21 protein-coding genes are annotated in these 26,015 nt (G+C 50.3%); 7 read left to right on the top strand and 14 right to left on the bottom strand.

Going from position 1 to position 26,015, the window contains the following annotated elements; translation table 11 throughout:
• Positions 1–160: 160 nt before the first annotated feature.
• The 6 genes from NST26_RS02990 to NST26_RS02965 form a co-directional block, all read right to left on the bottom strand.
• A complete protein-coding gene (locus tag NST26_RS02990) occupies positions 161–607 on the bottom strand; it encodes a copper amine oxidase N-terminal domain-containing protein (protein WP_339253510.1) in 447 nt (148 codons plus the stop codon).
• A gap of 128 nt (positions 608–735) precedes the next feature.
• Positions 736–1,452 carry a M24 family metallopeptidase gene (locus tag NST26_RS02985; RefSeq protein WP_340956170.1) on the bottom strand — a complete coding sequence of 239 codons (717 nt, stop codon included), beginning with the start codon at positions 1,450–1,452 and terminating at the stop codon, positions 736–738.
• 154 nt (positions 1,453–1,606) lie between these two features.
• The gene (locus tag NST26_RS02980; RefSeq protein ID WP_340956173.1) at positions 1,607–2,275 is read right to left on the bottom strand and encodes a hypothetical protein; all 669 of its coding nucleotides are present in this window, start codon (positions 2,273–2,275) and stop codon (positions 1,607–1,609) included.
• 82 nt (positions 2,276–2,357) lie between these two features.
• The gene (locus tag NST26_RS02975) at positions 2,358–3,077 is read right to left on the bottom strand and encodes an SDR family NAD(P)-dependent oxidoreductase (RefSeq protein WP_340956175.1); all 720 of its coding nucleotides are present in this window, start codon (positions 3,075–3,077) and stop codon (positions 2,358–2,360) included.
• The gene (locus NST26_RS02970; RefSeq protein WP_340956176.1) at positions 3,074–4,078 is read right to left on the bottom strand and encodes a tRNA dihydrouridine synthase; all 1,005 of its coding nucleotides are present in this window, start codon (positions 4,076–4,078) and stop codon (positions 3,074–3,076) included. Before NST26_RS02970 ends, NST26_RS02975 begins: the two co-directional genes overlap by 4 nt.
• A gap of 245 nt (positions 4,079–4,323) precedes the next feature.
• The gene (locus NST26_RS02965; protein WP_340956177.1) at positions 4,324–6,288 is read right to left on the bottom strand and encodes an ABC1 kinase family protein; all 1,965 of its coding nucleotides are present in this window, start codon (positions 6,286–6,288) and stop codon (positions 4,324–4,326) included.
• A 356-nt stretch (positions 6,289–6,644) separates the two neighbouring features.
• Between NST26_RS02965 and NST26_RS02960 the strand changes: the two genes are divergently transcribed.
• The gene (locus NST26_RS02960; protein ID WP_340956179.1) at positions 6,645–7,865 is read left to right on the top strand and encodes an MFS transporter; all 1,221 of its coding nucleotides are present in this window, start codon (positions 6,645–6,647) and stop codon (positions 7,863–7,865) included.
• Between the two features lie 93 nt (positions 7,866–7,958).
• Here the strand turns inward: NST26_RS02960 and NST26_RS02955 are convergent, their stop codons facing one another.
• Together NST26_RS02955 and NST26_RS02950 are read right to left on the bottom strand one after the other, a co-directional pair.
• Complete coding sequence (locus tag NST26_RS02955) at positions 7,959–8,786, bottom strand: CPBP family intramembrane glutamic endopeptidase (RefSeq protein WP_340956180.1); 828 nt, start codon at positions 8,784–8,786, stop codon at positions 7,959–7,961.
• A 19-nt stretch (positions 8,787–8,805) separates the two neighbouring features.
• Positions 8,806–9,297, bottom strand: coding sequence for a TetR/AcrR family transcriptional regulator (locus NST26_RS02950; RefSeq protein WP_340978454.1), 492 nt, complete (start codon positions 9,295–9,297; stop codon positions 8,806–8,808).
• Between the two features lie 239 nt (positions 9,298–9,536).
• On the opposite strand from NST26_RS02950, the gene NST26_RS02945 reads away from it, so the two are divergent.
• The 5 genes from NST26_RS02945 to NST26_RS33955 all read left to right on the top strand — a co-directional run bounded on the left by NST26_RS02945 (position 9,537) and on the right by NST26_RS33955 (position 15,718).
• Positions 9,537–11,414, top strand: coding sequence for a leucine-rich repeat domain-containing protein (locus NST26_RS02945; RefSeq protein ID WP_339253498.1), 1,878 nt, complete (start codon positions 9,537–9,539; stop codon positions 11,412–11,414).
• Between the two features lie 166 nt (positions 11,415–11,580).
• Positions 11,581–12,357 (top strand): methyltransferase domain-containing protein, encoded by a 777-nt coding sequence (locus NST26_RS02940; protein WP_339253497.1) that lies wholly within the window; start codon positions 11,581–11,583, stop codon positions 12,355–12,357.
• Between the two features lie 171 nt (positions 12,358–12,528).
• Positions 12,529–14,367 carry an HSP90 family protein gene (locus NST26_RS02935; RefSeq protein ID WP_339253496.1) on the top strand — a complete coding sequence of 613 codons (1,839 nt, stop codon included), beginning with the start codon at positions 12,529–12,531 and terminating at the stop codon, positions 14,365–14,367.
• Positions 14,368–15,426: a hypothetical protein gene (locus NST26_RS02930; RefSeq protein WP_339253494.1), complete on the top strand. Its 1,059-nt coding sequence runs from the start codon at positions 14,368–14,370 to the stop codon at positions 15,424–15,426.
• Positions 15,427–15,637: 211 nt separating this feature from the next.
• Positions 15,638–15,718 carry a putative holin-like toxin gene (locus NST26_RS33955; protein WP_445165090.1) on the top strand — a complete coding sequence of 27 codons (81 nt, stop codon included), beginning with the start codon at positions 15,638–15,640 and terminating at the stop codon, positions 15,716–15,718.
• A 279-nt stretch (positions 15,719–15,997) separates the two neighbouring features.
• Here NST26_RS33955 and NST26_RS02925 read toward each other — a convergent pair whose 3' ends face one another.
• Complete coding sequence (locus tag NST26_RS02925; protein WP_036730866.1) at positions 15,998–16,885, bottom strand: AraC family transcriptional regulator; 888 nt, start codon at positions 16,883–16,885, stop codon at positions 15,998–16,000.
• A 121-nt stretch (positions 16,886–17,006) separates the two neighbouring features.
• Between NST26_RS02925 and NST26_RS02920 the strand changes: the two genes are divergently transcribed.
• Positions 17,007–17,762 (top strand): SDR family NAD(P)-dependent oxidoreductase, encoded by a 756-nt coding sequence (locus NST26_RS02920; protein WP_209875447.1) that lies wholly within the window; start codon positions 17,007–17,009, stop codon positions 17,760–17,762.
• A 96-nt stretch (positions 17,763–17,858) separates the two neighbouring features.
• Here the strand turns inward: NST26_RS02920 and NST26_RS02915 are convergent, their stop codons facing one another.
• From NST26_RS02915 to NST26_RS02895, 5 genes are all read right to left on the bottom strand, one after another.
• Positions 17,859–21,896, bottom strand: coding sequence for an S-layer homology domain-containing protein (locus tag NST26_RS02915; RefSeq protein WP_340978453.1), 4,038 nt, complete (start codon positions 21,894–21,896; stop codon positions 17,859–17,861).
• 369 nt (positions 21,897–22,265) lie between these two features.
• A complete protein-coding gene (locus NST26_RS02910) occupies positions 22,266–23,309 on the bottom strand; it encodes a hypothetical protein (RefSeq protein WP_340978452.1) in 1,044 nt (347 codons plus the stop codon).
• Between the two features lie 46 nt (positions 23,310–23,355).
• The gene (locus NST26_RS02905) at positions 23,356–24,288 is read right to left on the bottom strand and encodes a class I SAM-dependent methyltransferase (protein ID WP_340978451.1); all 933 of its coding nucleotides are present in this window, start codon (positions 24,286–24,288) and stop codon (positions 23,356–23,358) included.
• Positions 24,289–24,314: 26 nt separating this feature from the next.
• Positions 24,315–25,163 carry an FkbM family methyltransferase gene (locus NST26_RS02900; RefSeq protein WP_340978449.1) on the bottom strand — a complete coding sequence of 283 codons (849 nt, stop codon included), beginning with the start codon at positions 25,161–25,163 and terminating at the stop codon, positions 24,315–24,317.
• 38 nt (positions 25,164–25,201) lie between these two features.
• Positions 25,202–26,014: an ABC transporter permease gene (locus NST26_RS02895; protein ID WP_209875455.1), complete on the bottom strand. Its 813-nt coding sequence runs from the start codon at positions 26,012–26,014 to the stop codon at positions 25,202–25,204.
• Between the last annotated feature and the right edge of the window lies 1 nt (position 26,015).

Here is a 26,015-nt window from a genome sequence, read left to right as displayed (position 1 = left end):
CGGGTCCCAGGTACATGGCGGAAGTATTACGAACTGGGGGTATATAACAATGTAGCATAAGTTGTCGGAACTCAGGAACATAAATAGACCGCCCCGGTGAAGGAAACGGCCTATTTACTATCACACAAGATTATATTCTTTCTGTACGATTATACGAAGTTTATTTAGTATTTATGGTTGCAATCTTCTTCACATTATCCCAGCTTATAGTCGCCCCTATGGCTTGGCTAATAAAACGGAGGTTCACATAAACCGTGTCTTCAGGTGTATTAAATGGCGTTTGAGTTAAAGTAAATTCTTTGCCATTGACATTGGCCTTAAGGCTATCCACTGTCATTTTAATCGTTATCCCTGTGGTTTGGGCCGTAACATTTCCGGTTTTGGAATCCCATTGGACATTCATATTTAATGCTTCAAATATTTTACGAAAAGGCACCATCGTGTTCCCATTTATGATGATGGGCTTAGCATCGAAGCCAAGGGGCTTCCCGTCTAAAATAACAGAGCCATACGTGGTTGGTGTCGCTGCACTCACACTGGAGACTGAAATACAGCCCACTGAGGCCATGATGAAAACAAGAAACGGTATTATAAATTTCAGTTTCATAAGGCTCACCTCCATTACTCCTTCATCCCTACGCATTCGAGTCCAGCATCGCCGGAATATTGATTTCCTTCACACAGGAAGCCTTGGACATTGTGTACGTATCCTCTTATGCATATATCCGTACGTTCTTATAAAATAAGTAATTCTCCATCACGAAAATAATAAATATTCTCCCGTTTAAAACCGTACAATCCATTTCTGTGCTTAATATGCGGCTCAAATGTAAATAGTGATCCTTCACTAAGCTTCATCTTATTCCCGGACTCAAAGTATTTTCTGTGATCTTTATCAAATTCGATGGTATGCCCCAAATTTCCGGAAAAATCAAGATTAATGTAACCAAGTTGTTGGACAACCTCATTCATGTATAAGTAGACTTCTTCAAAAGTCATGCCCGGTCTTACAAAATCCATAAATTTGTTATGGAGCTCCTTTTCGGCGTTAATTCCATGTGAAAATTCTAGTGCAGATTCATTATTGGTATGTGCAATTGCGTCTTCGGCAATGACTTTTCCATCAATCACTATTAGTGTTCGTGCATAGTCTCCCCAATAGGCGTTAATCTCTGGACTAAGATCTATAGTCACGATATCATTTCTGCGGACCAATGTATCCGAAGGCTTATACTCCTTGCCCGACTCGGACCTAATTGTTCTCTTCCCAACGTGAACAAATGCCCCTACACCGTGATACCAAAAACTATGAATCCCCTTATCTCTCATAATCTCTTCGGCTCTATAGACGATTTCCTTTTCTGTGATGCCTTCTTTAATTATCCCCTGTAATTGACTTATAGTAGCTTTTGCGATCGATTGAACGTAAGTATACTGTGACAGATGCTCCACTCTAAAACCTCTCTCCCCTTGACCGCGCGGATCGCGGCTGCTGGCATTCTATTAAGTCTGATTCTCCGCAACCCTAAGGCAAGCCGTACGCCTGATGAAAGAGTGACGGCCGCAAAAAGCACCCAAAAAGAGTGCTTTCTTCGGGTTGGACTTATTAGGATGAATCTGAGGTTCCAGGCAACACGATCACTGTCGGATAACCGATATCCTTGCCATCATGGGCTTGATAATTGAGACCCTTGATCCCGTCTTCTCTTAACTCTGCGGTCTGCCCGCTTCCATAAGTGAATTTATCTTGCTCTACTTTGGTAATAAGCCATTCTCCGCTGCGTTTCTCCAAGGTATATTTCTTAGCAGTTGCGGTGAACGGCTGATCCTTCAATTCTTTATGTTCGAACGTGTATATGTTGGCTTGATTGGAGCTACTCCCTGCATACACATCCGATATGCGAACCGTTGCACTAAGCTTATCCATTTCCGCTCCACGAAGGATTTGAAGCATACGCTCTTTGAGTATGTCGTACTCCTCTTGCGGCATATTCGCCAGATCATCCCGGGTGTATGTTGCAGCATCATATCCGAATACAATATCACCGCTGATCGATGCCCAATATTCTTCACTTACCAGTTCATTTACAGCTTTATGATATTGTCTATATGATTTATGAAGGTTAAGGAGATTATACTCACTCTGTTCAACGATCCTCACCTGCTCCACCATCTGCCGCTTCTCGGAATCGCTTATTGAAGAACCAGAACTGCATGCTGCTAATAGGGATATACACAAGACCAGCAACCCGCACATTAAGCTTTTATAGCTCATGCTCCTCCCCCTTACCTGCCGTTTGTCTGAGCCACTGCGTAATGCCCCCGAAGCTCTTCTAACCGCGCAACATCCTTCATCCCTACGCATTCGAGTCCAGCATCGCCGGAATATTGATTTCCTTCACACAGGAAGCCTTGGACAGGTTCATGACGCATTGCACCAGGGATACGATATCCTGAAGCGGAATCTGCGCACCGTTATAGGCGGACAAGACGGGCTCCACCCCGGCCTCCAGCGGAATCTGGGTAGCAATCTCCCCGGGATTAATGATAGTCACACCGATGCCGTATTTCTTCACATGCTCCCTCACCGCATTGGCAATCCCGCGCAGACCGAACTTGGAGGCGGCGAACGTTACCTGGGTGTAATCATTATGGTCAAGACCTGCCGTAGAACCAATCAAGAAGATTTTGGCGTTCTCTGACTTTATAAGATTGGACAAAAGCTTCTGGATGCACGTAATCGCCGAAGTCACATTGATGTTAATAATGCTCGTAATCTCAGCCGGATCATCCTGCTCAAAATCATAGTCATCGCTGAACCCCTTGCTCTCCCATACGCCAACATTATAGATGAATACGTCCAGGGTAACGCCGTTCAATGATTCTGCAATCCGGCCCGCAGCATCCGGCTTCGCCAAGTCAGCCTCAATCCAGGTCCGCTGAACCCCATCCTCCAGCTTCATGCTGTCCGGATACGTTCTGGAGACCACCCAGACCTGATCGCCCGCCACCGGCAGCGCCTTGACGAAGGCCTCTCCCAAGCCTTTACTTGCTCCGAAAATAATAAAGTTTCTCATACGCCCTCCCTCGAGTCCCCAAGCTCTTCCGCCCCGTCTTGCTCCTTGCCTGCGAATTCATCCAGCAGTGCACGCACCTCACGGGTGGACTTGGTGTTCATTAGATTATTTCTAAGTTCACTGGCGCCGCGGAAGCCGCGGACGTAGATTTTGAAGAAGCGGGGCAGCGGCTTGAAGGAACGGGGTTCCAGCGCCGAATAGTGATCGTGCAGATCCAGGTGCAGCCTAAGCAGATCCAGAAGCTCCTTGCTGCTATGCTCCCTTGGCTCCTGTTCGAACGCATACGGATTATGAAAAATCCCGCGCCCGATCATAATCCCGTCTACCCCATACTCTGCGGCCAGCTTCAGGCCCGTCTCCCGGTCCGCTATGTCCCCGTTAATCGTCAGCAGGGTGTCCGGCGCGATCTCATCCCGCAGCTTTTTAATCTCAGGAATCAGCTCCCAGTGGGCCGGGACCTTGCTCATCTCCTCCCGCGTACGCAGATGGATGGACAGATTCACAATGTCCTGCTGCAAAATATGAGTCAACCAGCCCCGCCATTCGTCCACGCTGCTGAATCCGAGCCGGGTCTTGACGCTGACGGGCAGTCCTCCGGCCTTCGCCGCCTGTATGATCTCCGCTGCGGTCTCCGGACGGCAGATCAGGCCGCTGCCCTTCCCGTTCTCGGCTACATTCGCTACAGGACAACCCATGTTCAGATCGATGCCCTTGAAGCCCTCTTCAGCCATGCTGATGCTCATCTTCCGGAAATACTCCGGCTTGTCCCCCCAGATGTGCGCGACCATCGGCTGTTCATCCTCGGTGAAGGTTAATCGCCCCCGCACCGCCTGCTTCCCCTCCGGGTGAGCATAGCTCTCCGTATTCACGAACTCCGTAAAAAACACATCCGGTCTGCCCGCTTCAGCAACGACATGACGAAACACCACATCCGTCACATCCTCCATGGGTGCCAGTATAAAAAAAGGGCGTGGCAATTCACGCCAGAAATTATTTATCATATGAAGTACCTCTCTATGCGTGCCAGGATAATCCTTATCCGGCCGTAATAAAGCTAAATTATATCATAACTCCTTGGGATTTGTAGCCGCCAGCCAAGGCCCCCTCTACAGACAATAAACCCCAGAGAATTCTCTGAGGCCTTGTATGTCTCTATCGTTATTGAACCCTGCCTAACCCTGCGCTTCCACCCGCGTATTCTCTTCTTGTTCGGGAGTAGATTCGCCATATTCCTACACGCCCTCCGTTAACTCTTGGGTTTCAACTGCTTAATCACGGACATCATCAGAATAATCATCCCCGTGCCGAAGCCTGACATCGATAAGGGAGCCAGGACGAACCGCATGATCTCCCCCTGCACCCAGAAGCTGGCCAGCATGATCACCATACAGATCACGGTGAACATCCCGACCGTCAGCGTCCCCACGAAATCCGTCAGACTATGATTGTCCTCACGCGCCAGAGTGATCCGGTTCTCCTTCAATAGTGGCAGCTCCAGCAGCTTCGGGATATAGTCCTCCAGCCGCCCCTTCACCTTGCTTAGCTGCTCCTTGACGATCTGCCCCTGATCCATCTGCTCTGCGAAGGACTGGCTCGCTGCGGATAAGGAATACGAATCATCCACAGAGGACAAGGTCCCGTCCAGGGTAATAATCGCCCGGAAGGCCCCGGCCACCGTCGGCTTCAAGGACATTCCCAGCTCGGTAATCATCGACATCAGCCGTCTCATCATGACAATGGTAGGATCAGGCGAGAAAGAGGCTTCGGACAAAAGTCTGCCGAGGCGCCGCTCGATCATTCGCACATCCAGCAGCTCCCCTTCTTCACAGACTCCGGCCAGGCCCTGGGCCATCTGCTTCGTATCCTTCCGGCTGTAGCCCATCAGGAAGTTCAACATCCCGGCCCGCTCCTCCTCCGTCAGATAACCCACGGAACCGAAGTCAATCAGCGCGACCTTCCCGTCTTGGGTCAGCATCAGATTGCCGGGATGCGGGTCGGCGTGGAAGATGCCGATCATCAGAATCTGCTGCAGGAATGCGTGCATGATCATTTCGGACACATCGCTGCTCACCTTTCGGGTGAACCGGTGCCCTTCAATATATTCCATGGTCAGAATCTGCTTGGTCGAGTACTCGGCGTAGATCCTCGGCACTTGTATCGGAATATCGTGTTCCTGGAATGCTTGGCGCAGCAGGTTGGTATTCAGCGCTTCGATGTCGAAGTCCGTCTCTTCAATCAGATTCGTTTTGAAGCCTTGGGCGAGCTGGATTAAGCCGAGTCTTTGGATTTTGGAGGAGCGTTCGGAGAGCCGGGTCACGAATTGGATTAATAGATCCAGATCTACGCTCATCTTCTGCTTCACATCCGGCCGCAGGATTTTGACAACTACCTTCTCTCCCGTGGACTTCAGCCGTGCCAGATGCACCTGACCGATCGAAGCGGCTGCAATGGGCTCCATTCCGAAGTCTTCATACGTCTCCTCCAGATCGCCGATTTTGCTGTCGATGATCTCCTTCAGCTCCTTCCGGCTGAGCGGCTTAACCTGGTCATGCAGGCTGGAGAACGCTTCGATGTATTGCGCAGGCAGCAGATCCTTCTTGGTCGATAAGACCTGCCCGAACTTCACGAAGACTCCGCCCATGTTATCCAGAATGGCAGCAATCACCTGCGGCAGCTTCGCATGATCCTGCTGGAGCAGATGGTTCAGCCCTTTGCGTGAAGCGATCCAGAGCAGACGGATCATACGCCTGAAGCCCCGCACCTTACCCATCACATACCCGAGCGGGTTCCCGGACTGAAGCAGCTTGAAATTGAATACGCTAAGCAGCATGTAGGTATAGCAGGAGATAAATAGTATCAGCAGCGGGTAATAGATGAACATCACCCTGACCATCTCCGCTTCGGAGGGAACCACAGGCTGCTTGAAGTAGGTTGAGGTTATGATGAGAGTAACAACGGACGTGCTGAAAAGAATCGCCACCATCAACTGGAACTGTTCATGCTTGAAGGTCCTGATGCTGCTTATAATGAAATACAGAATGAACGCCACGACAATAATGCTGCTCATATAGAATTGCTCCAGCACTTGCACCAGCATACTGACTGCCACCGCGCTGATAAGCGGCATCACGATCTTATGCTTCGCATTGAATATATAGGCAAGCGCTACAAACACACCGAAACATATAAGCATTACTATGAAAAAGAACATCCTCCAGCCCCCTGTATCCGCTTCATTATTCCCAATATAGCATACTAGGCTGAAGATGCGGAATGCTCCGATATTATTGACATCTGGAGAACTTCAATGTTAAGCTCCAGCTATAAAATTTGAGGAGGATGGCAGCCGATGATTCCACGTATATGGTAAGCAAGCCCAATTAAAGCTGATTTTCCACCAAGTGTGGGCTTTTTTGAGCTGCTGCTATTTACGTTAAGGACATCGGCTGCGATCCGCTACGGCTTATTTCACTATGCCCGGTTTCGCACTGTCCCAGCATGTAATTGTTGCAGACCCAAGTCCACTTCCGGATTTGGGTCTGTCTTTATTAGGGAGGTAAGAAACTTATGAATATTCAATGGAAAAAGACGTTCGCCTTCATCTTCAGCGGGCAAATCTTCTCGATATTAACATCGGCGATGGTTCAGTTCTCCATCGTCTGGCATCTGACCGAGACGACAGGATCGGCTACCGTGCTGATGCTGGCCGGTCTGGCCGGGTTTCTACCGCAAGCGGTCTTAGGCCCGTTCATTGGCGTCTGGCTCGACCGCTGGAACCGTAAGCTCACTATGATCGCCGCGGACAGCGCCATTGCACTAACCAGTCTGATTCTGGGCGCTTATTATCTATGGGGCGAGCCCAGCTTATGGATTGTGTATGCCATCCTGCTGATCCGTTCGGCAGCTTCGTCCTTCCATGCCCCATCGTTCCAGGCTGCAATCCCTCTGATTGCGCCGGAAGACCAGCTCACCCGGGTGGCAGGCTGGAATCAACTCATCTTCTCCGCTTCCAGCGTCCTTGGACCGGCGCTTGGAATAGCGGTATACTCGGCTACTTCACTAGGAACAGTATTACTTTTAGATGTAGCAGGTGCCTTAATCGCTAACCTTATGCTTCTGTTCATTCATATTCAGCAGCCCAAGCCGGAGATCGTAGAGACACCCTCGTTCCGTAAGGAGTTTATGCTCGGCTGGCGGGCATTCCTGTCACAAAAACCCATTGTAACGATAACGGTTGCCATGGCAGTCTTCAGCGTGGTGTTCATGCCGCTGGCGATGCTGTTTCCCTTGATGACGCTATCCCATTTCGGACGCGGCGGTTACAGTGCCAGCCTGATTGAGGCCGTATTCGGGATCGGGATGATTCTTGGCGGTGCGCTGCTGTCGGTGCTTGCTTCCAGGTGGAAGGACACCAACTACATGAGTGTGAGTCTGATTGTGATCGGGCTCACCTGTGTCCTGAGCGGGATGGTAGGGCGCGAGGCATTCCTTGCTTTTACCGTCCTCTCGTTCCTGATGGGTGCCGCTGCCCCCTTGTTCAACGGCCCTTACATGGCGATGATCCAGAAGTCTTATGAGCCTGAGCTCCTGGGGCGCGTACTCTCCTTCGTGACAAGTATCGGACTTTTGTCCTCCCCGATCGGGCTTGCACTGGCGGGTCCAGTGGCCGGCCGGTTCGGCGTTCCGTTCTGGTTCTTCTGGTCGGGGATCGTTGTGGTCCTGATTGGATTATTCATATTTATCAGGTTTGCGGGGACTGGTGCAGACAAGCAACCTGTTAATGAGTAAATGAAAGCAAATAGACCGTCCTCCCATGGGAAGACGGTCTATTTGCCTTACATCAGCGCTATGCACCCGAACTGCCGCAGGACTTCACCAAGTTTATCTATCTGCAAAGCGCTTCAATCGTCTAGATCTGAGCCATAAGCCGAATCCGATGAACAGAATCGTCGTCATCACGCCGGTGGTCGGGCTAAACCACAGTTCGCCTGCCGGCGTGAATGTAATGATCCCTGCAACCGATACCAGCAAAGTAGGCACTCCATCCTCCACTGCGTGCATGAGTACACACGGCCACACCGATTGTGTAAGACGATAGATTTCAACGTACATGATGGACCAAGCAACCATGAGCACACAGCCTATGACGACATAGCCCCATCTTGACGTAGTCCCGAAATAAGTATCCGGCAGGAAAACCAGATAATAAGCCGTATGCCACAGCGCCCAGACCAGACCGGATACGAGATAGATCATCCAGTCCTTCAGCTTCAGCTCAATCAGCTTCGGAGTCAGATAGCCGCGCCAGGCGAACTCCTCGAAGATGTTCTTAACAAAGCTGCCTGCGAGCGATACCCCGACCAGTGAGAGAATCGTATGTAGTTCAGCCTCTGAAGTGCTGGCGCTATTAAATAGCAGAGCAAGCCCCACCACAATCACCATGATTACCGGATAGACGGCAATGGCTGCACCGTACCACTTCCTATTTTCTCTAAAATTAAACCTTACGCCAATATCCTTCCAATCGCGGTTCACCAGCCGCAGTACGAGCATGGCGATCATCGGCAAAATCAGCCACAAGCCCATTCCCGGCGAATTCCCTTCCGGCTGATCCGGCAGCTTCTTATCCACCCATACCCCAATCCAGCCGCTGGCTAGCACAATAACGATGAACAATAGAAGACTAAGCTTTGTTCTGCCTGCTGTCATATGATCATCCCCTCCGGGTTCAAGATTTCTCCGAGCTACGCTTCGCTGTGCTGATGACATCCTCTGCCGCGCTGTTCAATAGCTGAATCATCTGCTCCTCCGTATAATGGTCCGGCAGCAACTCATTCGCAACCATCACACTCATCCCGACCTGGAACATCTTCATCTTGAGCAAAATCATCCCCAGTTCATCATCGGTTAATCCATTCAGATCCGGGTCCGTTCGCATCATCTGAATGAACCCTTGCGTCTCTGCCTCATTGTACTTCGCCTGATCATTCTTCTTCATCACCAGATCCCGGAACAGCACCGGATACTCTCTGGCAAAACGGATGCTGGCCGCCCCGATATCATGGAACGGATGCCCGGAGTTCTGCTCCAGCAGAATTTGTCTGCTCACCGTAAGCGTTATCTGGAAAACCTCCTCCACCAGCTCGCCAGCCTCTTTGAAATTGACATAGATGGGGGCGATAGAGCCTCCCAGCTTCTCGGCCACCTTACGGATGGTCACGGCATCCACTCCTTCGGTCCTCGCAATCTCGAACGCCGCAGATGTCAACCTAATCTTAACGGCTTGATTCTCCTTTTTAACAATTGTTGTGTTCTGAGCATTTGTTCATATAGAATCAAATTATCAGCTTCTCTCCAGAGAATAATGGAACAAATCAGCGTAACTCACGTAAATTCCGATAAGTATTCAAGTGATACCGGCGCAATTTCATCATCACATCATGAAGGAGGCAGCAGCCCGTGGCATTTATCCCGTTAAATTGTCCCAATTGCAGCGGAAGAATTGAATATAAGGAAGGCGCGATTCTCAAGTGCCCTTATTGCCAGACTGAGCTTCTGCTCAAGCAAAATAATGTCTACTATGTGGATCAGACCATTAATCATTATCACGGGGCACCCCCTCCCAAGGCCGCGCCGAAGCCACCCGTCTCCGTCTCTATCCCCATTAGGCTGGTGCTAATTCTGCTGCTGGTGCTGGGCGGGGCCATCGGTACTTATTTCTATTACGGCCTCAGCTCTCCGCAGCTGGCAACCAAGGCTAATCTGTCCGTACGGACGATGCCCGAAAGCGAGGTCCTGCTCACCTTCCTGCGGGAGACCCTGGGTAAAGGCTCTGCCATGCCGACAGAGGAGGAATTGGCCTCACTGCGTTATTTAACTGTGGAGCGTTCGAAGAATGACCAGTGGCAGTTCACTTACAGCTTCTCCGATCCCTTCAGCGATGCGCAGGCCGAGAAGCTTACTTATGTGACCCAGGACAAGCGGCTGAATACCCAGCGGATTGATCAACGGGATTTCGAAGCCTTCAAGGGACTGACGGCACTGAACCTGACGAATACCTACGAGATCAACCAGGCGGACCAGACAACGCTTGCCCATATGCCCGGATTAAAAAGCTATGGCGGCGCCTTCAACGAATCCTTCAGCGCCTTCTCCGGCTACTTCGGCGATAAATCTAAAATTACGGAGCTGTCCACTCAGCTGCGCAGTAATCAGGAAGTGGCCCTGCTGCTGGAATTTCCCAATCTAAGCTCACTATCCATTACCTATGTGGATGAGTCTATAACGGATTTGCATCTGCTTAATAAGCTGCCGCTGAAGTCCCTGTCCCTTACCTTCGTCAATGACCTGGGGTGGTTATCGTCCATGACCGGGCTGTCTTCTCTGGCTATCTATCACAGTGAAACCACAGATCTGCAGCCGTTATACGCCTTAACCGGGCTCCAGGAGCTTAAGCTTTCCTATTTATCCAATGTGAAGTCGATCGACTTCCTGCAGAACATGCCTGCACTGCAGACGCTTGATCTCGAAAATGTGAATTTCTCCAGCCTGGAGCGTCTGGCCGGCAAAACCTCTATTACCTCGCTCCGCCTGGCTTCCTTAAGCCAGCTTGGCTCGGTAAAGGCCGTGAATAGCTTGTCCTCGCTGCGGGAATTCACCTTGGACGGTTATTACGAGCAACCAGACAGCCTTACTTTGCCGGGCGTCAAACGGGTGGAAATCCCAGCTTCCTTCCTCTCCGGGCTGAAGGCCCCTGCGGTAACGGATCTGACACTCCGGGGCGGAAGCGGGGAGCTTAATATGGCTGAGCTGAAGAAATTCCCTGAGCTTGGGGAGCTGTCCCTCTGGGGGAGCGACGACATCATCCAGCTTCGTTCGCTGGACAGCTTGCCCCGTCTGAAGACACTAAGTATCTATGATTCGTCGCTGTATTCAGAGAGCGACGCCTTATTCCGTCTGAAGCAGGTGAACACGCTGGTGTGCTCGGAATGCCGCCTGAATTTCAAGCAGACAGCAGCAACGAATAGTGTGCTTGAGCATCTGACCTTGGACCGGCCATACTTCTCCATGAATAACAACTCCGTTAGTGAGGTTGACCAGGTGATGCCTTACTTCGCGGGCCTAACTGCCCTGCGTTCCTTCACCCTGCAGGACAACAACCTGGCTTCTCTTGCGTTCATGAGCAAGTGGCAGGCCATCGAGGAGCTTCATCTGGAGAACAATGCGATTTCCAATATAGAGCTTCTGAGCAAGCTGCCCAAGCTGCAACAGGTATTCCTGACTGGCAATTCCGTGGCAAACAAGTCCGCGCTTGATGCAGGCGTGCTGGTGTATTAATTCCCCTATTATGATATGAGAGAATAGACTGCCCTCCTTACAGAGGCTAGCGGTCTATTTTGTCGGCAGCACACTTATAGGCAATGCTTATCAACTGTATAGCAACTATATATTTCATTTATAAGCTATGCAGTACTATACTGAATTTCATAAGGAGGGGAAGTACATGAATGAGCCGGCTTCCAATAACCAATGGCAGGCAGACACGTATGATCACAAACTGGATTTCGTCTCCAAGCTGGGCGGCGATGTCCTCTCTCTGCTCCAGCCTCAGCCCGGTGAACGCGTGCTGGATATCGGCTGCGGGACGGCCGACCTGACGGCTAAGATTGCATCCGCCGGAGCGGAGACTGTTGGCATTGATCTGTCGCCCGAGATGATTGCACGCGGCCGTGCCAAGTACCCGCATCTGAATCTGAGCACCCAGAATGCTTACACATACCGAACCTCCGGGACCTTCGATGCGGTGTTCTCCAACGCTGCACTGCACTGGATGAAGGACGCACACGCAGTTGCCGTGACGGTAGCAAGCGCACTGCGGACCGGCGGACGGTTCGTCGCCGAATTCGGCGGCTACCGCAACGTTGCCGCGCTGGTGAATGCGACCGAGGCCGCACTGTCCGCGCATGGCTATGATCCGCAGGGACGCAATCCATGGTACTTCCCCACCATCGGAGAATATACGGCCGTGCTGGAGGCGCATGGCTTCCTCGTCACGCTGGCCCAGCATTTCGAACGGCCGACTCCCTTGCAGGGCGAGAGCGGAATCCGGGATTGGCTCGACATGATGGCCGATGACTTCTTCTACGATGTCAGTGCAGAAGACAAGACTGCGATCTATCGCGAAGTGGAAGATCAGCTGCGTCCGGAGCATTACCGGCAGGGCCAATGGATCGCCGACTACCGGCGGCTGCGGGTCTGTGCGGTGAAGATGGCGGACTAAGAATAGATTGGCGGGAAGCCCAGGTGAATCAAGACCTTGGGTTTCTTTGTATTTTCAAGGCAGGGAAATTAGGAGGATTGGGAATATCTGTTTCTTATAATGCAGCTTCTGGGTAATACATAGGGTTGCATCTGTCTACATATCAATTGATTACAGAATAGGAGAACAAACATGGAGAACCAAAACCAGGATACGTACCGTTTTCAGGTGAACTTAAGCGGTATGATCAACATTTTGTCTAACCATTTGTATAGCAGCCCGAAGGTATTCTTAAGAGAACTGCTCCAGAATGGCATAGACGCGATTACTGCACGGCAGGCCTATTCCCCCGCTGGATACGAAGGCAAGATTCATGTCGAGGTCAGCGGGACCTCTACCGGGGCGACCTTACTGGTAGAAGATAACGGAATCGGGTTAAACGAGGCAGAGATTCATGAGTTCCTGGCCATGATCGGACAATCCTCCAAACGGGGCGAAGACTTTCTCTCCACCAATACCTCTTTCATCGGGCGGTTCGGCATCGGGCTCTTGTCCTGCTTCATGGTGAGTGACGATATCGTTATGGTTACCCAATCCGCCAAGGGCGGCCCTGCACTGGAATGGCGCGGGAAGCCGGACGGCACCTATACGATCCGCAAGCTCGAAGGGGAGCACGCTCCGGGCACCAAGGTTTTTTTGCGTTGTAAAGAAGGGTCCGAAGCTTACTTCGAGGAGAGCAATCTGCAGGAAGGGCTGTTCCATTACGGCGCTCTGCTGCCTTATCCGATCCAGCTGGTGTCGGACCGTAACACCCGCCTGATTAATCCGCTGACCCCGCCGTGGGTCAAAGATCCGCAGTTGGCCCGTAAGCATCGTGACGAGGTGCTGTCCTTCGGTAAGCAGGTGCTGGGAGAGACGTTCCGCGATTTCATTCCCCTGCACACCGCCTCAGGCCGGACGGGAGGCATCGCCTTCATTCTGCCGCACGCGGTGAACCTGAACGCCAAACGCAATCACCGGGTATACCTGAAGCACATGCTGGTCTCCGAAGCTGCCAGCAATATCCTGCCGGACTGGGCGTTCTTCGTGAAATGCCTGATCTGGACCAATGAGCTGCAGCCCACCGCTTCGCGGGAGCATTTCTACGAGAATGCCCAGCTGGAGCAGGTGCGGGAAGAGCTCGGGAGCTCCATTCGTCAGGAATTGATGCGGATGGCCGAGTACGACCCGGATCGCCTGCAATCGATCATTTCACTACATGCCTTATCCATGAAGGCTCTCGCAGTGGAAGATTCATCGTTCTATTCTATCATTCACGAGTGGTTGCCGTTTGAGAGCACGTATGGCAGAAAGACGCTTGGCGAGCTGAAGCAGCAGCCTCCCCTGTACTTCACGGCGACGCTTGACGAATACCGCCAGATTACCCACGTGGCTTCGGCCCAATCCATGCTGGTGGTGAACGGCGGGTATATCTATGATGCCGAGCTGCTGGCCCGGCTGCCGCTCATTGACCCGGATGTGCAGACGGAACGGCTGCTGCCAGAGGAGGTGTCGTTATCCTTCACCGATATCACCCCTCAAGAGCGGCTGGACTACTATGAGTCCGTAAGACTCGCAGACAGTGTACTTCAGAAGTTCCGCTGCCAGGTGCAGCTGCGCCGCTTCAAGCCAGAGGAGATTCCTGTCCTCTACACGCTGTCTGAGGAGTCCGCCCAGTGGCGTGTAATGGAAGCAACCAAAGAAGTGAGCACCGATGCCCTAGCCTCCGTGCTGGGCAGCTTGGGTGCTTCGCTTAAGGAGACGGCATACGCCACACTCTACTTCAACCTGAATAATCCTGTCATCGGGCGGGCATTTCACCAGGCGAACCAGAAGATGCTGCCCTCCATTGTCGAGATGCTGTACTGCAATGCGCTGATGATGGGACATTATCCGATGAACCGCCAGGAGATCGCGCTGCTGAACCAGGGCATTATTCAATTCATTGATTGGGGATTGACGGCTAATCAAGCCACAGGAGGAGACGAATAGATGAATCTTACCGAGATGGATTTTGACGATCTGATGGAGGAAGCCTATGACCTGCCGGGCGGCAAGGCTAAGCTGGAGCTGCTGGAGCAGGCGGTACGGGTGGCCGATGCCGCAGGAGATATCGACCAGGGCTATGAGGCCCGCAGCGAAATCGTAGAGCTGGGCAGCTTCCACGGGTATCCGATGAAGGCGCTAGTCGCCTTTTCCTGGCAGCTGGGGCAGTATGACAAGAACCCGGGCCGGTTCGATGATTATAGCCTAATGTGGTCGTACAAGTGGGTGCTGGACCGCATTACCGCTTTTGCAGATATTAGCCGCACTCAGATTGAGAACCTGCTGGAAGATATGAAGACCCGCTTCGCAGCGGAAGGCTACAGCAGCCGGACCTATCACTATTACCGGGCGAATATCCTCGAAGATTTCGGGGAGCTGGAAGCTTCAGAGGCCGAATGGGCGATTGTCCAGACCATGGACCGGGACGAGATGAGCGATTGTGAGGCTTGTGAGCAGCATGGCCTGGTCGAGTTCCTGGCGAAGCAGGGAGACGACGAAGCAACCGTTAAGGCAGCCGAGCCTATTCTCAAGGGCCGGATGACCTGCGGTGAGGTCCCGCATGTGACCATTACGAAGGTGCTGTTCCCTCTCCTGCGGCTGGGCCGCCAAGCGGAAGCGGATAAGCTTCAGAAGAAGGGCTACAAGCTGGTCAAAGGCAACCGCGACTTCTTGTATCATCAGGGAGAGCATATTGGTTACCTGACCCTGACCGATCCAGTCAAGGCGCTGGAGGTCTTCGAAGAGTATATCGCCTCCTCGCTCGATCATGAGAACCCGGCCGATCAGATGATCTTCAACGCCTATTCCGCCAAAATGTTCCGCCGTCTGGCGGAAGAATCCATCCGCTTCCAGGTTAAGCTTCCGGCCGGCCACCCGTGTGAGCGTCAGTCCGAAGACGTCGCTGCGCTTGCGAAGTACTTCCAGCAGTTGGCTCTCGCCACAGCGGAGAAGCTGGATAAGCGGAACGGTAACGGTTATTATACTGAGCTGCTGGAGAAGTTATAGGTTGTGTTCCGACGGCGGTTTGTAAGAACAAACGCAAATAAGAGCAGCTCCCGTATTGGGGGCTGCTCTTTACACATACTAAATACGCATTTACGTCAAAATTTTTCCAAACATAGGTAATACTACGGCATTTGATATGCTATACTGATTGAGCAATAGAATAGGCTTAAAGGGTCGGTCGGCTACCTCTCTCAGAAGGGAGGGATGCCTTGTGACAGTGTTTGAAGCAATGATGCTGATGCTAACCTTTGGTTTGCTTATCGTAGCTTTACTGTCCGATAAACGCAAATAGACCGCCCTCCCACCAAAGGTGTGCGGTCTATTTGTCGTATCCTTTTGTTGAGGCCTACCGCCCTTAAAAGCGGCTATTGCTCTAGAGAGTCGTGTTAGCGCACGGCTCTCTTAGCATTGTACGCCCGTTCTGCTTATACTATACCACAGGTGTTAACGCATGTTAACAGTGGTTAACAGATTTGTGAGCACCAGTTCGAAGACGTAGTTGCGCTGGCGAAGTACTTCCAGCAGTTGGCTCACGCCACAGTGCATTTCCCGCGGCCCTTGGCATGACCTTCTAATCTCTCATGCTTTCAATTCGTCTTAGGCTCTCCGTGTCACGGGCTGGAGATGCACCGAAGAAGCGTGAATACTCCCGGTTGAACTGTGAGGGACTTTGATAGCCAACATGATATGCAGCACTTGCTACCGGATAGCCCTCGAAGGCAATGAGGTTTCTGGCCTCCAGGAGCCTTAATTGCTTTTGAAATTGAATAGGACTTAACCCCGTGGCCCTTTTAAACTGACGGTGAAAAGTATTTATAGCCATACCCGATTTCGATGCCAGCTCACCAATGTCTATGGGCCTCATAAAATTACTCCGAAACCATTTTACAATTTGGGATATCCGGGATAAATCACTTTCCCGCTGACCAAATTGCCTCAGATACCCTCCCTGTGGTCCCATCAGTACGCGATACAGGATTTCGCGCTCATAAGCTGGTGCAAGAGCCGGAATATCTCTTGGCGCTTTCGATAATCGCAATAAACGCAGCCAGGCCTCCATCAATTCAATATCCATGTCGCAAGCTGCGAATTGCCCGGAAGCAGCCGGTAATAGATTCTCCTGGAGATCTCTTAGCAGACTCTGAAGAATATTCTGATTCAACTTGAGACCAAGGGACATGTAAGGCTGGCCACAGCGGTCCGGATGTACAACCGCCGTTGCAGGAACATGCACTGGTAGTACGTAATAAGATGGTCCTGCCAGTTCCGTGCTGCGCCCCCCGATCGATAGAATCTTTCTTCCTTGAACCGTGAAACCAATCATCGGCTCGTAAAGCGCTGCAAGTTGATGATGAGGGATCGCTCCCTTAATCATACTTAGCCCCGGTACTCCGGTTTCAATCTGCCTGGTGCCCGCATCCTTCATCAGATCCATTATTTCTTCAAGGACATTTTTCATGCACATAGTTTATCACACGAATGGTGCTTTTAGGCAATCAATAGGCATTTTCAGGTCTATTTTGGTGACGCAGCTGCGGCTACAATTAGAACCAAGCCGAACACAAACCAAGGAGGATCTTATGACAATTGCGATAATAACGGGTGGAAGTAATGGCATTGGAAAAGCGGCAGCGCTGGAGCTTGGCAAGCGCGGAATTAGCGTCATTCTCACATACAATTCCTATAAGGACCGGGCAGAAGATGTCGTAAAGGAAATCGAGAAAAATGCAGGTGTCCGGGCAGTCGCATTAAAGCTGGATCTGACTCAGATATCAACCTTTGCGGGCTTTATTCAAGAAGTGAAACAGAGTCTCCAAGACATTTGGAACCGGACAACTTTTGATTACTTGGTGAATAATGGCGGCATCGGCGGACCCATGCTGTTCACTGAGATGAGTGAAGAATATTTCGACAAGATTCTGAATACGAACTTCAAAGGACCGGTTTTTCTAACACAACAGCTTGCCGGATTCATGGAGGACGCCGGAGCTATTGTCAATACCACGAGTTCATCCAAAAATCAATCCTTTCCGGGCTACTCCGTCTATGGCTCGTTAAAAGCAGCATTCTCAACCTGGACCCGCTACATTGCCAAAGAGCTTGCACCTCGCCAAATCCGGGTCAACGCCGTGTCGCCTGGTCCTACGCACAGCAATTTCGGCGATGGAGTATTTGATAAACATCCCGAATTCATTAAGCCGCTGGCTGAGCAATCTGTATTTGGCAGAATTGGCCACCCCGAAGATATTGCAAAGGTTATTGTGAGCTTGCTGTCGGATGAGTTCGGGTGGGTTACAGCCCAGGACATTGAAGTGTCTGGCGGACATTTGCTTTAATTAAGAAAAGCTTACTGTCCCCTAAACGCCAATAGACCGTCCTCCTGGCAAAAGGAGTGCGGTCTATTGGGCATATCCTGTTTTTATGCAAATCTCTTACTTATTATACAGTCTGTAAAGGAATACCGCAGCTTCAGCTTTGGTGGTGTTGCCAGCCGGATTGACCTTGTTGCCGCTGCCTTCGATGAGCCCTTCCTTCACCATGGCGGCTACGCTGTTCACCGCATAGGAGGCCACTTTGGACTTGTCGGAGAATCTCTCCAGATCCGCAGCCGTCCCCTGGCTATTCAGCTTCTTCTCGAGCTTCAGGGCTCTCTCGGTCAACACCATCATGTCTTGTCTGGTGATCTTAAGCGCGCTGCCGAAGCTGCCGTTGTCCAGGCCATTCGTAATCCCAAGCGCTTTGGCCATTCCAATCTCATTATAGTAGTAAGCATTCTCCTGTACATCGCTGAAGTTTCCATTTACCTTCGCAGTCAAGCCAAGTGCCCTGACGAGGGAGTACAGGAAATCTGCTCTGGTGATCTCGATTGACGGATGGAATTCACCGCCCTCAGTCTTGAGAATATCCTTGGATGCAAGGACTTCGACCGCGTTCTTCGCCCATGCTGCCTTTCCGAGATCTGTGAATGTCTTGGATACATAAGCTACTGCGAAATCGCCGAGATGAGTAGTTGTAAAGGTTACCATACCGGTCTTGGAATCATAACGTCCGCTCGGTACGGTTAGAACATTTCCATTTCCGTCAATATACCGGATAACAATCCGTTCAGGATTCTTCAATTCATCCGCAGACGGCTGGTAAGGTACGGATACGGTAACAGGTGCACCAGGATTGCTCCAGGCCGTTTCTTTTCCGTCCGTCTTAAGGCTAAGCTGAATGATCGGTCTATCGCCTAGAGCCGCCTTTACTTCCGCCGGAAGCCCCGACTTGTCACCTTTTCCAATCTCCAGCGATACTTCCTTGCCGCTGCTTTCAGGTGTGCCTGTCAACATATTACCGGAAATAACGACCTGACCGAATTCGGTCGAAATGGTCAGTTTGTTATCCTTGGTTCCGCCGGTCAGTGCTGCAGCAGGCAAGCCTACCGAGTATGATTTCACTCCTTGCACGGCAGGGATGTCCAGCGTCACATTTTTCTCGATGAGTTCCTTTGCTTTTGCCAGATCTGCTACCTTAACCATTGCGGTTCCATTGTTCACTGTTGCCTGCATGGTTACTTTCTGTCCTTCTACAACAGGTGCTGCTGGTGCAGGTGTCGCAGATGCAACAGGTGCAGACGTTGAATAGGTTCCACCAGGTGCAGGCGTTGCTGGTGCTGGTGTTGCTGGTTCAGGTGTTGCAGATGGTGTTCCTGGTTCCGGAGTGGACGGAGTCTCCGTCTTGCTGTTGGTTACTTTCAGGGTATACGTCTTGACCCTGCCGTCTGCCCCTGTGACCTCAATCTTTATATCTGTTTGGGTGCCAGGTGTCAGCGCTATAGCTTCGGAAGCTGTACCGCTGGCAACCACCTTATCGTTCACTTTAAGGGTTGACCTGCTGTCTGCCGCTGCTGCTGTCACAGTAATGCTGCCGGCATCCTTCAGGGACACCTCGTATTCTGTGGTTGCTGCGTTGAATACAGGCTCGAGTGTTCCCGCACTTAGTGTCAGGCTGCTGAGGTCTGCATTCACACTATTAGGTGTATAGACTCCAAGGTCGCCAAGGTCGATTTTATTATTCTGAATAGTCTGATATTCGCCTGCAAAGTAATCATCCAGATACGAATGTCCCAGAATGAACCGGTCCGGCTTCATAGCACCATAGTAACCGGCATTTGCATTACTCTGACCGTCAAACAGGACAAAGCTTCCCTGCCATCCGGAACCGGTTACGCCCCAGCTGATGATGTGATCGATATACGGGGCGAACTTGTTAAACATTTTGTACAGCAGCGCGTACTGATATCCAAGGGCGTCCGACTGTCTCACATTGAGCGCTGCTGGAGCAGTTGCGCCTCCTCCTGGAGCATCGGTCGGCACCTTAAGGTCAAGCTCAGAATAGGTAATACCCGACAGCAGCCCCCGGTCAACGAGAGAGGCATAAAGGGCCATCGCATATTGGTTGTCGCTGGCAAGGGTCTTACCCACCGCGTCATGTCCCTGGATTCCGATGTCTTCGATCAGGGGTCTTCCGTCATACAGCGGATCGGAGCGCCATGCGGTATTTAATTCAAGAACCATGTTATATACGGTTCTAGCTTTACTGCGGGTGGCAACCCCGTAATCGTTGTAGGTCAGCTTCGGAGGATTGTCAACGATGTAACTGTCAATGCTGCCTTTAGTATCGTGTCCATCCAGCTTCATGTACTCTGGAAGGTTAGCGTAGTTGGCTTTGTAAGCTGCCGCCATCTTGGCGTTGGGAGCCGCGATGTGCGCATTCTTGAACAGCAGATAGATGTAATGGCTGGTGATATCGCCGCCAATCTCATCATCTGACATGGCAACAAGCCAGTTGGTATGCTTCAGGCTCGTTCTCCAGCTGTTCGGATCCTCAAGGATAAGCTCGCTGTGGCGGCTCTCGTGTACCTCTTCGTTAAGTACATCCCAGGAATTGAAGGGAATGATACCACGGGCTTCGCTGGAGCCGTACTTCGTATCTGTGGTCAGAAAATGCCGCATCACATACATCGTATGGTTGAACTGCACTCTTCTCGCCATCTCTTTGTCTACCTTAACCGTGGTTGTGACACCATTGCCAAGTCCGTAGAAATCGGCCCCCCCGGTATACCCGGAGGACAGGTTCGCAGGAATAATCTGTGTCATCCATCCCGGAGCCTGGTTGTACCATGCCAGAACATGGCCGTGAGACTTGTACTGCCCGGGAGTTCCAGAATCTCTGATCGCCTGATAAGAGTTGGTAGGGAAGCTATACTCCGCTAAGCCAGGGGCAGTGGTTGCGCCGTTCATGGCCTCGCCGTTCACATTCTTCAGCCATTCCGGACCACGGGGATGCGTGCCATCGGCCTTCAGATTGTTGCCGTCAACGAAGATCTCATAGTGATTGGCTCTCGTTCCGTTTACAGGTCCGGTGCCGATCGCGCCGACCATGAACAGGCCATTCTCCTTATTGTACAGACTCTTTAGAGGCGCTACGGCACTCTGGTGTTCCTTATTGACTACGCTCGGAAGCGCAACACCCTTCGGATCAGGAGCGGTAATCTCAATGTTAGAGACTAGCAGCATACCGGTTTCTTCAGGACGGGCATTCTCCCCATGAAGCTCAAGAATGAAGTTCGAGGAATTGCCCGTTGAGGCGGTAATACTGTGATGCGCCTTCAGCCAGGATTCGCCGTTGTAGCTGCCCACCCAGTCAGGATTCAAGTTGTTGTACTGGTATTCCCTGAGGTAGCTGTCGAGGTTATCGCTGGCATTTCTGACTCTCCATCTCATGAATTTGCCTTGCGCGCTCTTCGGATAGTAGACATCGAATTCAATCGTTGAACCCGCTGTGACATTGACGGCCGGGGACAACGGGGATTCCAGACTGATGCCGCCGAAGGTGCTTTTGCCGTTATGGGCGTAATTAATCTGGAGCACTTCCGCTTTCCCTTGGGCATCTGCAAAAGGATATGCGATCGTCTTGAATGTCCCGCCGGCAAAGTCGGCCGGGACACGGTTATCCAGCGGAGTTCTTGCCTTCCAGGCATTCGTAGGCGCGGTAACTTTTACAGGAACCTTACCCGGACCCGGATCAAGCCGGAAATAGGGATCGGAGCCGTCTGATTTGATATTTGCAGTGAAATTCATTATGGCTTCTTTCAGCGTTGCAATAGCTTCGTCGGCCGGCGTGTTCGCATTACGCGCAAGCTCAAGCGCATCATTAAGAGCTTGGAGTTCGTCTACATGCACCCAGGGCAAAGCCCGGTTCACATCAGAACCGTAGACGGAACCATAGACAGACTGGCTGACCTGGAGCGGGAATTCCGCATTGCCGGTTTTTAGAGCTTCGGCTTGCGCAATGAGGTCGCTCAGTTCAACGGACGGTTCCTCTCCAGCCGCAGCAGCCGGGACGGGAGTATACGTGAAGATGGAGAACAACATGATGATAACGAGAAGGCGGGAGATGCTGACTACATATTTTCTACTGTTCATCTAAGTTTGACTCCTTTTCTTATGGAGATTCTTACCCTTGGTTACGCCAAGTCTGGCTTGACAGTCAATCCTGCACCTCCCTCTGAACCTAATAGCAGACAATGTTTGTAAACGCATTCACGAAAGCGGATGATTAGGCTGTAACAGCTTTCATATTAGCAACTGGAAGGGAAAGTCTAAATACGGGAAATGCACGAATGATTTTAATATATTACGAAAATAGACACACTTCTCGGCTCAACCTTCCAGAAAAAAGGAGAATATGGGGTGGGAATGGAATATAGTGCAAAAACAAAAAGACCGCCCCCTCTCGCAAAGGTATGCGGTCTATCTGATACTCTACCCGGTTACCTGACTCACATTGTTGGTTCAGCTTTTCAAGCTTGCAGCCTCTAACATTAAATAAAATTGATGATGAAAATGCACTTCATTATTATATATTTTTGTAAATAAACCCATGCACTTATCTATGGTTTCCCCAGTGAACGTTTGGGACATGATGGCTTTATTCGAATAGAACCTTACCGTCTTCCAGTCATTAATAATTTGGTCCAGTAACGGGTTAAGCGTATCCTTGGCATTGATATGATCAAGGTTATACTTATAGAGCGTATTTAACCTGTATTTCTCAGAACATTTTCTATAAATAGTACTGCTTAGTGTTTCTATAATCGTTTCATTGGTTAGAATGAGCTTGTAATTTTCTGCCAACAACAATATATTATTCAAACCTTCCGTGATTTCGTTTTGATACCTGAACATATTATCTACAAAACTATTGATGCTGGTGTGTGCTGACTTCTTATGGTTCAAGAGCTCATGATCAGCGGGGGACACTAGTGCATATTCCCAAAAGTAATTTGGCATCTTTACGTGTTCCGGAGTCAGGCAAGACAATTTAAATTCTGAAAATGGTAGAGAATATTGTCTGTATTCTGTAATATCATCAACCGTATATATTTCCCCGTTCGTTAAATTGAAGCCATAGACAAAAACAGGATGCAGTCCATGTTTTTTGTTATAGTAAAAGTCTCTCCCGCGTTGATAAAATAAATCAATAAAAATGGAAATCGGATTACCCCTAGAAATAGAGTATATGATCTCATCTTGTAAAGTATCTAATGCAGGAGATGTTCTACGAACAGAGATACCCATTTCCTTAAGTATCTTCTCTTCATCCTCGAGATTCAACACTTCTAACTTGAAATATCCTCTGGTTTGTATTTTTTGTTTATCAAATCTATAAATACTAATGACATTATTCAAAATCGGCAACTCATCTTTTTCGAAATAATTGGCAAGCGTTAATAACAAATTGTAGTCGCAACTAAAATAAGGAAAATTATGATGAGGAAACATTTTGATCATGCCGTCGAAGGGTTGAAAGGTATCCAGGGAAACAATTTCATCCATAAAATATTTCTCCTATACTAAAGTTATTGTCGATCTTAAGGCTATGTTACCTCTTAACCAGGTTCATCATACGGTATTGCCGCGTTCCAGCCTTCATCTCTTCATATTTCTTCGAGCCGGGCAATGCGATGAAATCACTGATATCTCCAATATTGGTGCTCGCGTTGGCGTTATTCGCAATCCCTTGAGTGCCCGTACGTTGCTTTGCATTCTCCTCACACGACAGAAGGACATTCGAAGTCACATCCTGATTGCGGATTACAGACAGGCCTGCTTCCTCTAACAGCCTCACGTTCTGCGTTACCTGATCTTCCAGCATCAGCTCCGTATACAGAAATACGCCGCCAGTTCTCATTATCCGGTACACCTCTTCATAGAAGCGTGATCGATTCGGATAGGCATGCGCGGATTCCATATTCAATACAACATCGAAGCTCCCGTCTGCAAACGGTATATTCTCCGCATCGCCGACGAGATAGAAAGCTTCAGCCCATCGGGATTTGGCACTGCAATACGCAATATTCGCCGGGCAGATGTCGAGACCGACAATAGACAGAGGCTTGAAATATTTATACAAAGCTGCTATGTTCCCTCCCCTGCCGCATCCGATGTCGATAACCTGCCGATCCCGGATCACCGTCCTGCCTACTGTCTCGAGTAACAGCTTGACTGAATTTCTATTCCATCCATCGTCGGGCTCGATCACCGCATGTTGCTCATTACCGTTCGAGACGTAACCATAGTTTAAGAAGGTTGCGAATCGGCCTATGCCGGAAAGCGCAAGAGCATTCGAAATCTCGCTATAATCTCGAATTTCGCCCTCTTTACGATTCCAATCGGAAGGGTGGACAATCTGCTCACGCCGGTCGATCATCGAAACATAACGATGATCGATCGTATATACTGCATCGCAGTTGCGGCATTGCAGCAATGCCTCCGACTGGGCCAGCTCGCCCTTGCAGCTAGAGCATACCAACATTGCATGCAGATGCTGTAACATAACTATCACCCAGCCGATGTATGCATTTGATTCAACGCGTACACATTATAGTAATTTGGGATATTCAAATCTTCGTAGTAATCAATCGAGACATTGAAGCCGTTGGTTCGGAAGATGTTCTCGAGCCTGCTGATCTGCTCTTCATCCAGTCCGTGTACCTCCATGACAATTTGCCTGATTTTACCCCAATCCTCCGGATCGATGCCTTCCAGCACCTCGAACTCACTTTTTTCCACGTCGATTTTGAGCAGATCAATGGGGTTCAGATCGTAATGGCGGATCATTTCAGAGATCGTAGTTAGCTTGCAGCGATGGATTTGTTCATTCAGAAGCTTCGGCGACATCAGATGATCGACAAACCGGTTTAGCATGCGCGGGTCGGCGAAGTCATCCCGGTAATGGTTGATTAACCCGTACCGGAGATCCTGATCGTGGTTCTCCCGGTATTTGATCTGGACAGAATCCGTGGACATCGTAGGAAAATAGGCAAACTCCGCTTCCTTGATCTCATTGGAAAGCCCGACGTTAACCGTTGTTACGCGAGAGAGCGAGCTCGTATTCATCTTCAAAAGCTTAAACGTCGGAGGCAGTGGCTCAAAGGCATATACCCTGCAGTTACTCTTGCTGCTGACATACAGGGTGAACATGCCGATATTAGCCCCGACATCCATGACCGTGCCATGATCCGGGAGCGTAATCCCGTGCTTGAAATACATCTCCTTCTGGAAAATCTCGTTGTAGAGGAACTCGGTTTCTCCTTCGTTGTTTTGATAGATTTCGATCCCGTTGTGCAGCCGCTTCTTGGCAGTGGCTTCTGTCTGCGGTGAAAAGCTCTTGTGCTCCATCCTGCTCATCCGATTCACCTTCTCAACAATTTTTTTGGGGCATATCTCTAACTGCTGGCACTCTCATAGTGTTTGACGGCCAGCTTCCAGAACAGCCTGACCACTAGAAGCGATATCACAGGAGCTGCAAAAATCCATATCCCAAGGAACAAGTCCAACCGGTCGATCAAATAAACCGACGGCATGTTGGTGATAAACAAGATAGGCACGACATACAGTCCTATTCTCCGCAGCCATTTGGGGTATATGTACATCGGCATATTGTTCAAATCCCAACATTTGTCCAGTATGTCGAAGATCGAACCGGACTTCACCGTCCAGAAGGCAAGAATCTGCGGAAGCAGAAGCACCGAGTAGGTCACGATCGTGCTGCTCAAGATCACGCCGATATATCCGGCCAAGTGGATAAAGCTTGGCTCGATGCCAAGACGCCGCCAGGCCAATACGATCATCGTAATCCCGGCGATCAGGTTCGGAATCGGAAACGCGAAGTTCACGTGCCGGAATGAAATCATGAACTGCAGCGATAGCGGCTTGGTCATATACAAGTCCAGCGTCCCGTTGCGGATATGGCCGGCAAATCTATAAAAGTTATCCATAAACAGTCCTGTATAGATTGCGATCATAATCGTATAGGTCCCGGTGAAGATCATCATCTGGTCAGGAGAAATTCCGTTAATTTCGATCCCTAGCTGGTAAACGAAGACGATATAGATCAGCTTGGACAACAGAAATACGGTCTCCATGATCAAACCGGAGTAGAAATTCGCTTTGTATTCCATGTAACCGACCAAGCTGTTCTTCGCAAAAATAAAAAACATGCGTACATGCTTCCGAATCTCTGACAAGCTGATACTCACA

Origin of the sequence: Paenibacillus sp. FSL R7-0128, assembly GCF_038002245.1 — a bacterium.
Taxonomy (GTDB): Bacteria; Bacillota; Bacilli; order Paenibacillales; family Paenibacillaceae; genus Paenibacillus_AQ; species Paenibacillus_AQ silagei.
This window is presented reverse-complemented; position numbering and strand designations above follow the sequence as displayed.

Bases quoted from the DNA above. Each gene is read 5' to 3' on its own strand.
- NST26_RS02915 (WP_340978453.1), bottom strand. From the start codon at position 21,896: ATGAACAGTAGAAAATATGTAGTCAGCATCTCCCGCCTTCTCGTTATC.
- NST26_RS02905 (WP_340978451.1), bottom strand. From the start codon at position 24,288: ATGTTGGTATGCTCTAGCTGCAAGGGCGAGCTGGCCCAGTCGGAGGCA.
- NST26_RS02935 (WP_339253496.1), top strand. From the start codon at position 12,529: ATGGAGAACCAAAACCAGGATACGTACCGTTTTCAGGTGAACTTAAGC.
- NST26_RS02900 (WP_340978449.1), bottom strand. From the start codon at position 25,163: ATGAGCAGGATGGAGCACAAGAGCTTTTCACCGCAGACAGAAGCCACT.
- NST26_RS02970 (WP_340956176.1), bottom strand. From the start codon at position 4,078: ATGATAAATAATTTCTGGCGTGAATTGCCACGCCCTTTTTTTATACTG.
- NST26_RS02910 (WP_340978452.1), bottom strand. From the start codon at position 23,309: ATGGATGAAATTGTTTCCCTGGATACCTTTCAACCCTTCGACGGCATG.
- NST26_RS02990 (WP_339253510.1), bottom strand. From the start codon at position 607: ATGAAACTGAAATTTATAATACCGTTTCTTGTTTTCATCATGGCCTCA.
- NST26_RS02940 (WP_339253497.1), top strand. From the start codon at position 11,581: ATGAATGAGCCGGCTTCCAATAACCAATGGCAGGCAGACACGTATGAT.
- NST26_RS02965 (WP_340956177.1), bottom strand. From the start codon at position 6,288: ATGTTCTTTTTCATAGTAATGCTTATATGTTTCGGTGTGTTTGTAGCG.
- NST26_RS02920 (WP_209875447.1), top strand. From the start codon at position 17,007: ATGACAATTGCGATAATAACGGGTGGAAGTAATGGCATTGGAAAAGCG.
- NST26_RS02930 (WP_339253494.1), top strand. From the start codon at position 14,368: ATGAATCTTACCGAGATGGATTTTGACGATCTGATGGAGGAAGCCTAT.
- NST26_RS02960 (WP_340956179.1), top strand. From the start codon at position 6,645: ATGAATATTCAATGGAAAAAGACGTTCGCCTTCATCTTCAGCGGGCAA.
- NST26_RS02925 (WP_036730866.1), bottom strand. From the start codon at position 16,885: ATGAAAAATGTCCTTGAAGAAATAATGGATCTGATGAAGGATGCGGGC.
- NST26_RS02980 (WP_340956173.1), bottom strand. From the start codon at position 2,275: ATGAGCTATAAAAGCTTAATGTGCGGGTTGCTGGTCTTGTGTATATCC.
- NST26_RS02975 (WP_340956175.1), bottom strand. From the start codon at position 3,077: ATGAGAAACTTTATTATTTTCGGAGCAAGTAAAGGCTTGGGAGAGGCC.
- NST26_RS02955 (WP_340956180.1), bottom strand. From the start codon at position 8,786: ATGACAGCAGGCAGAACAAAGCTTAGTCTTCTATTGTTCATCGTTATT.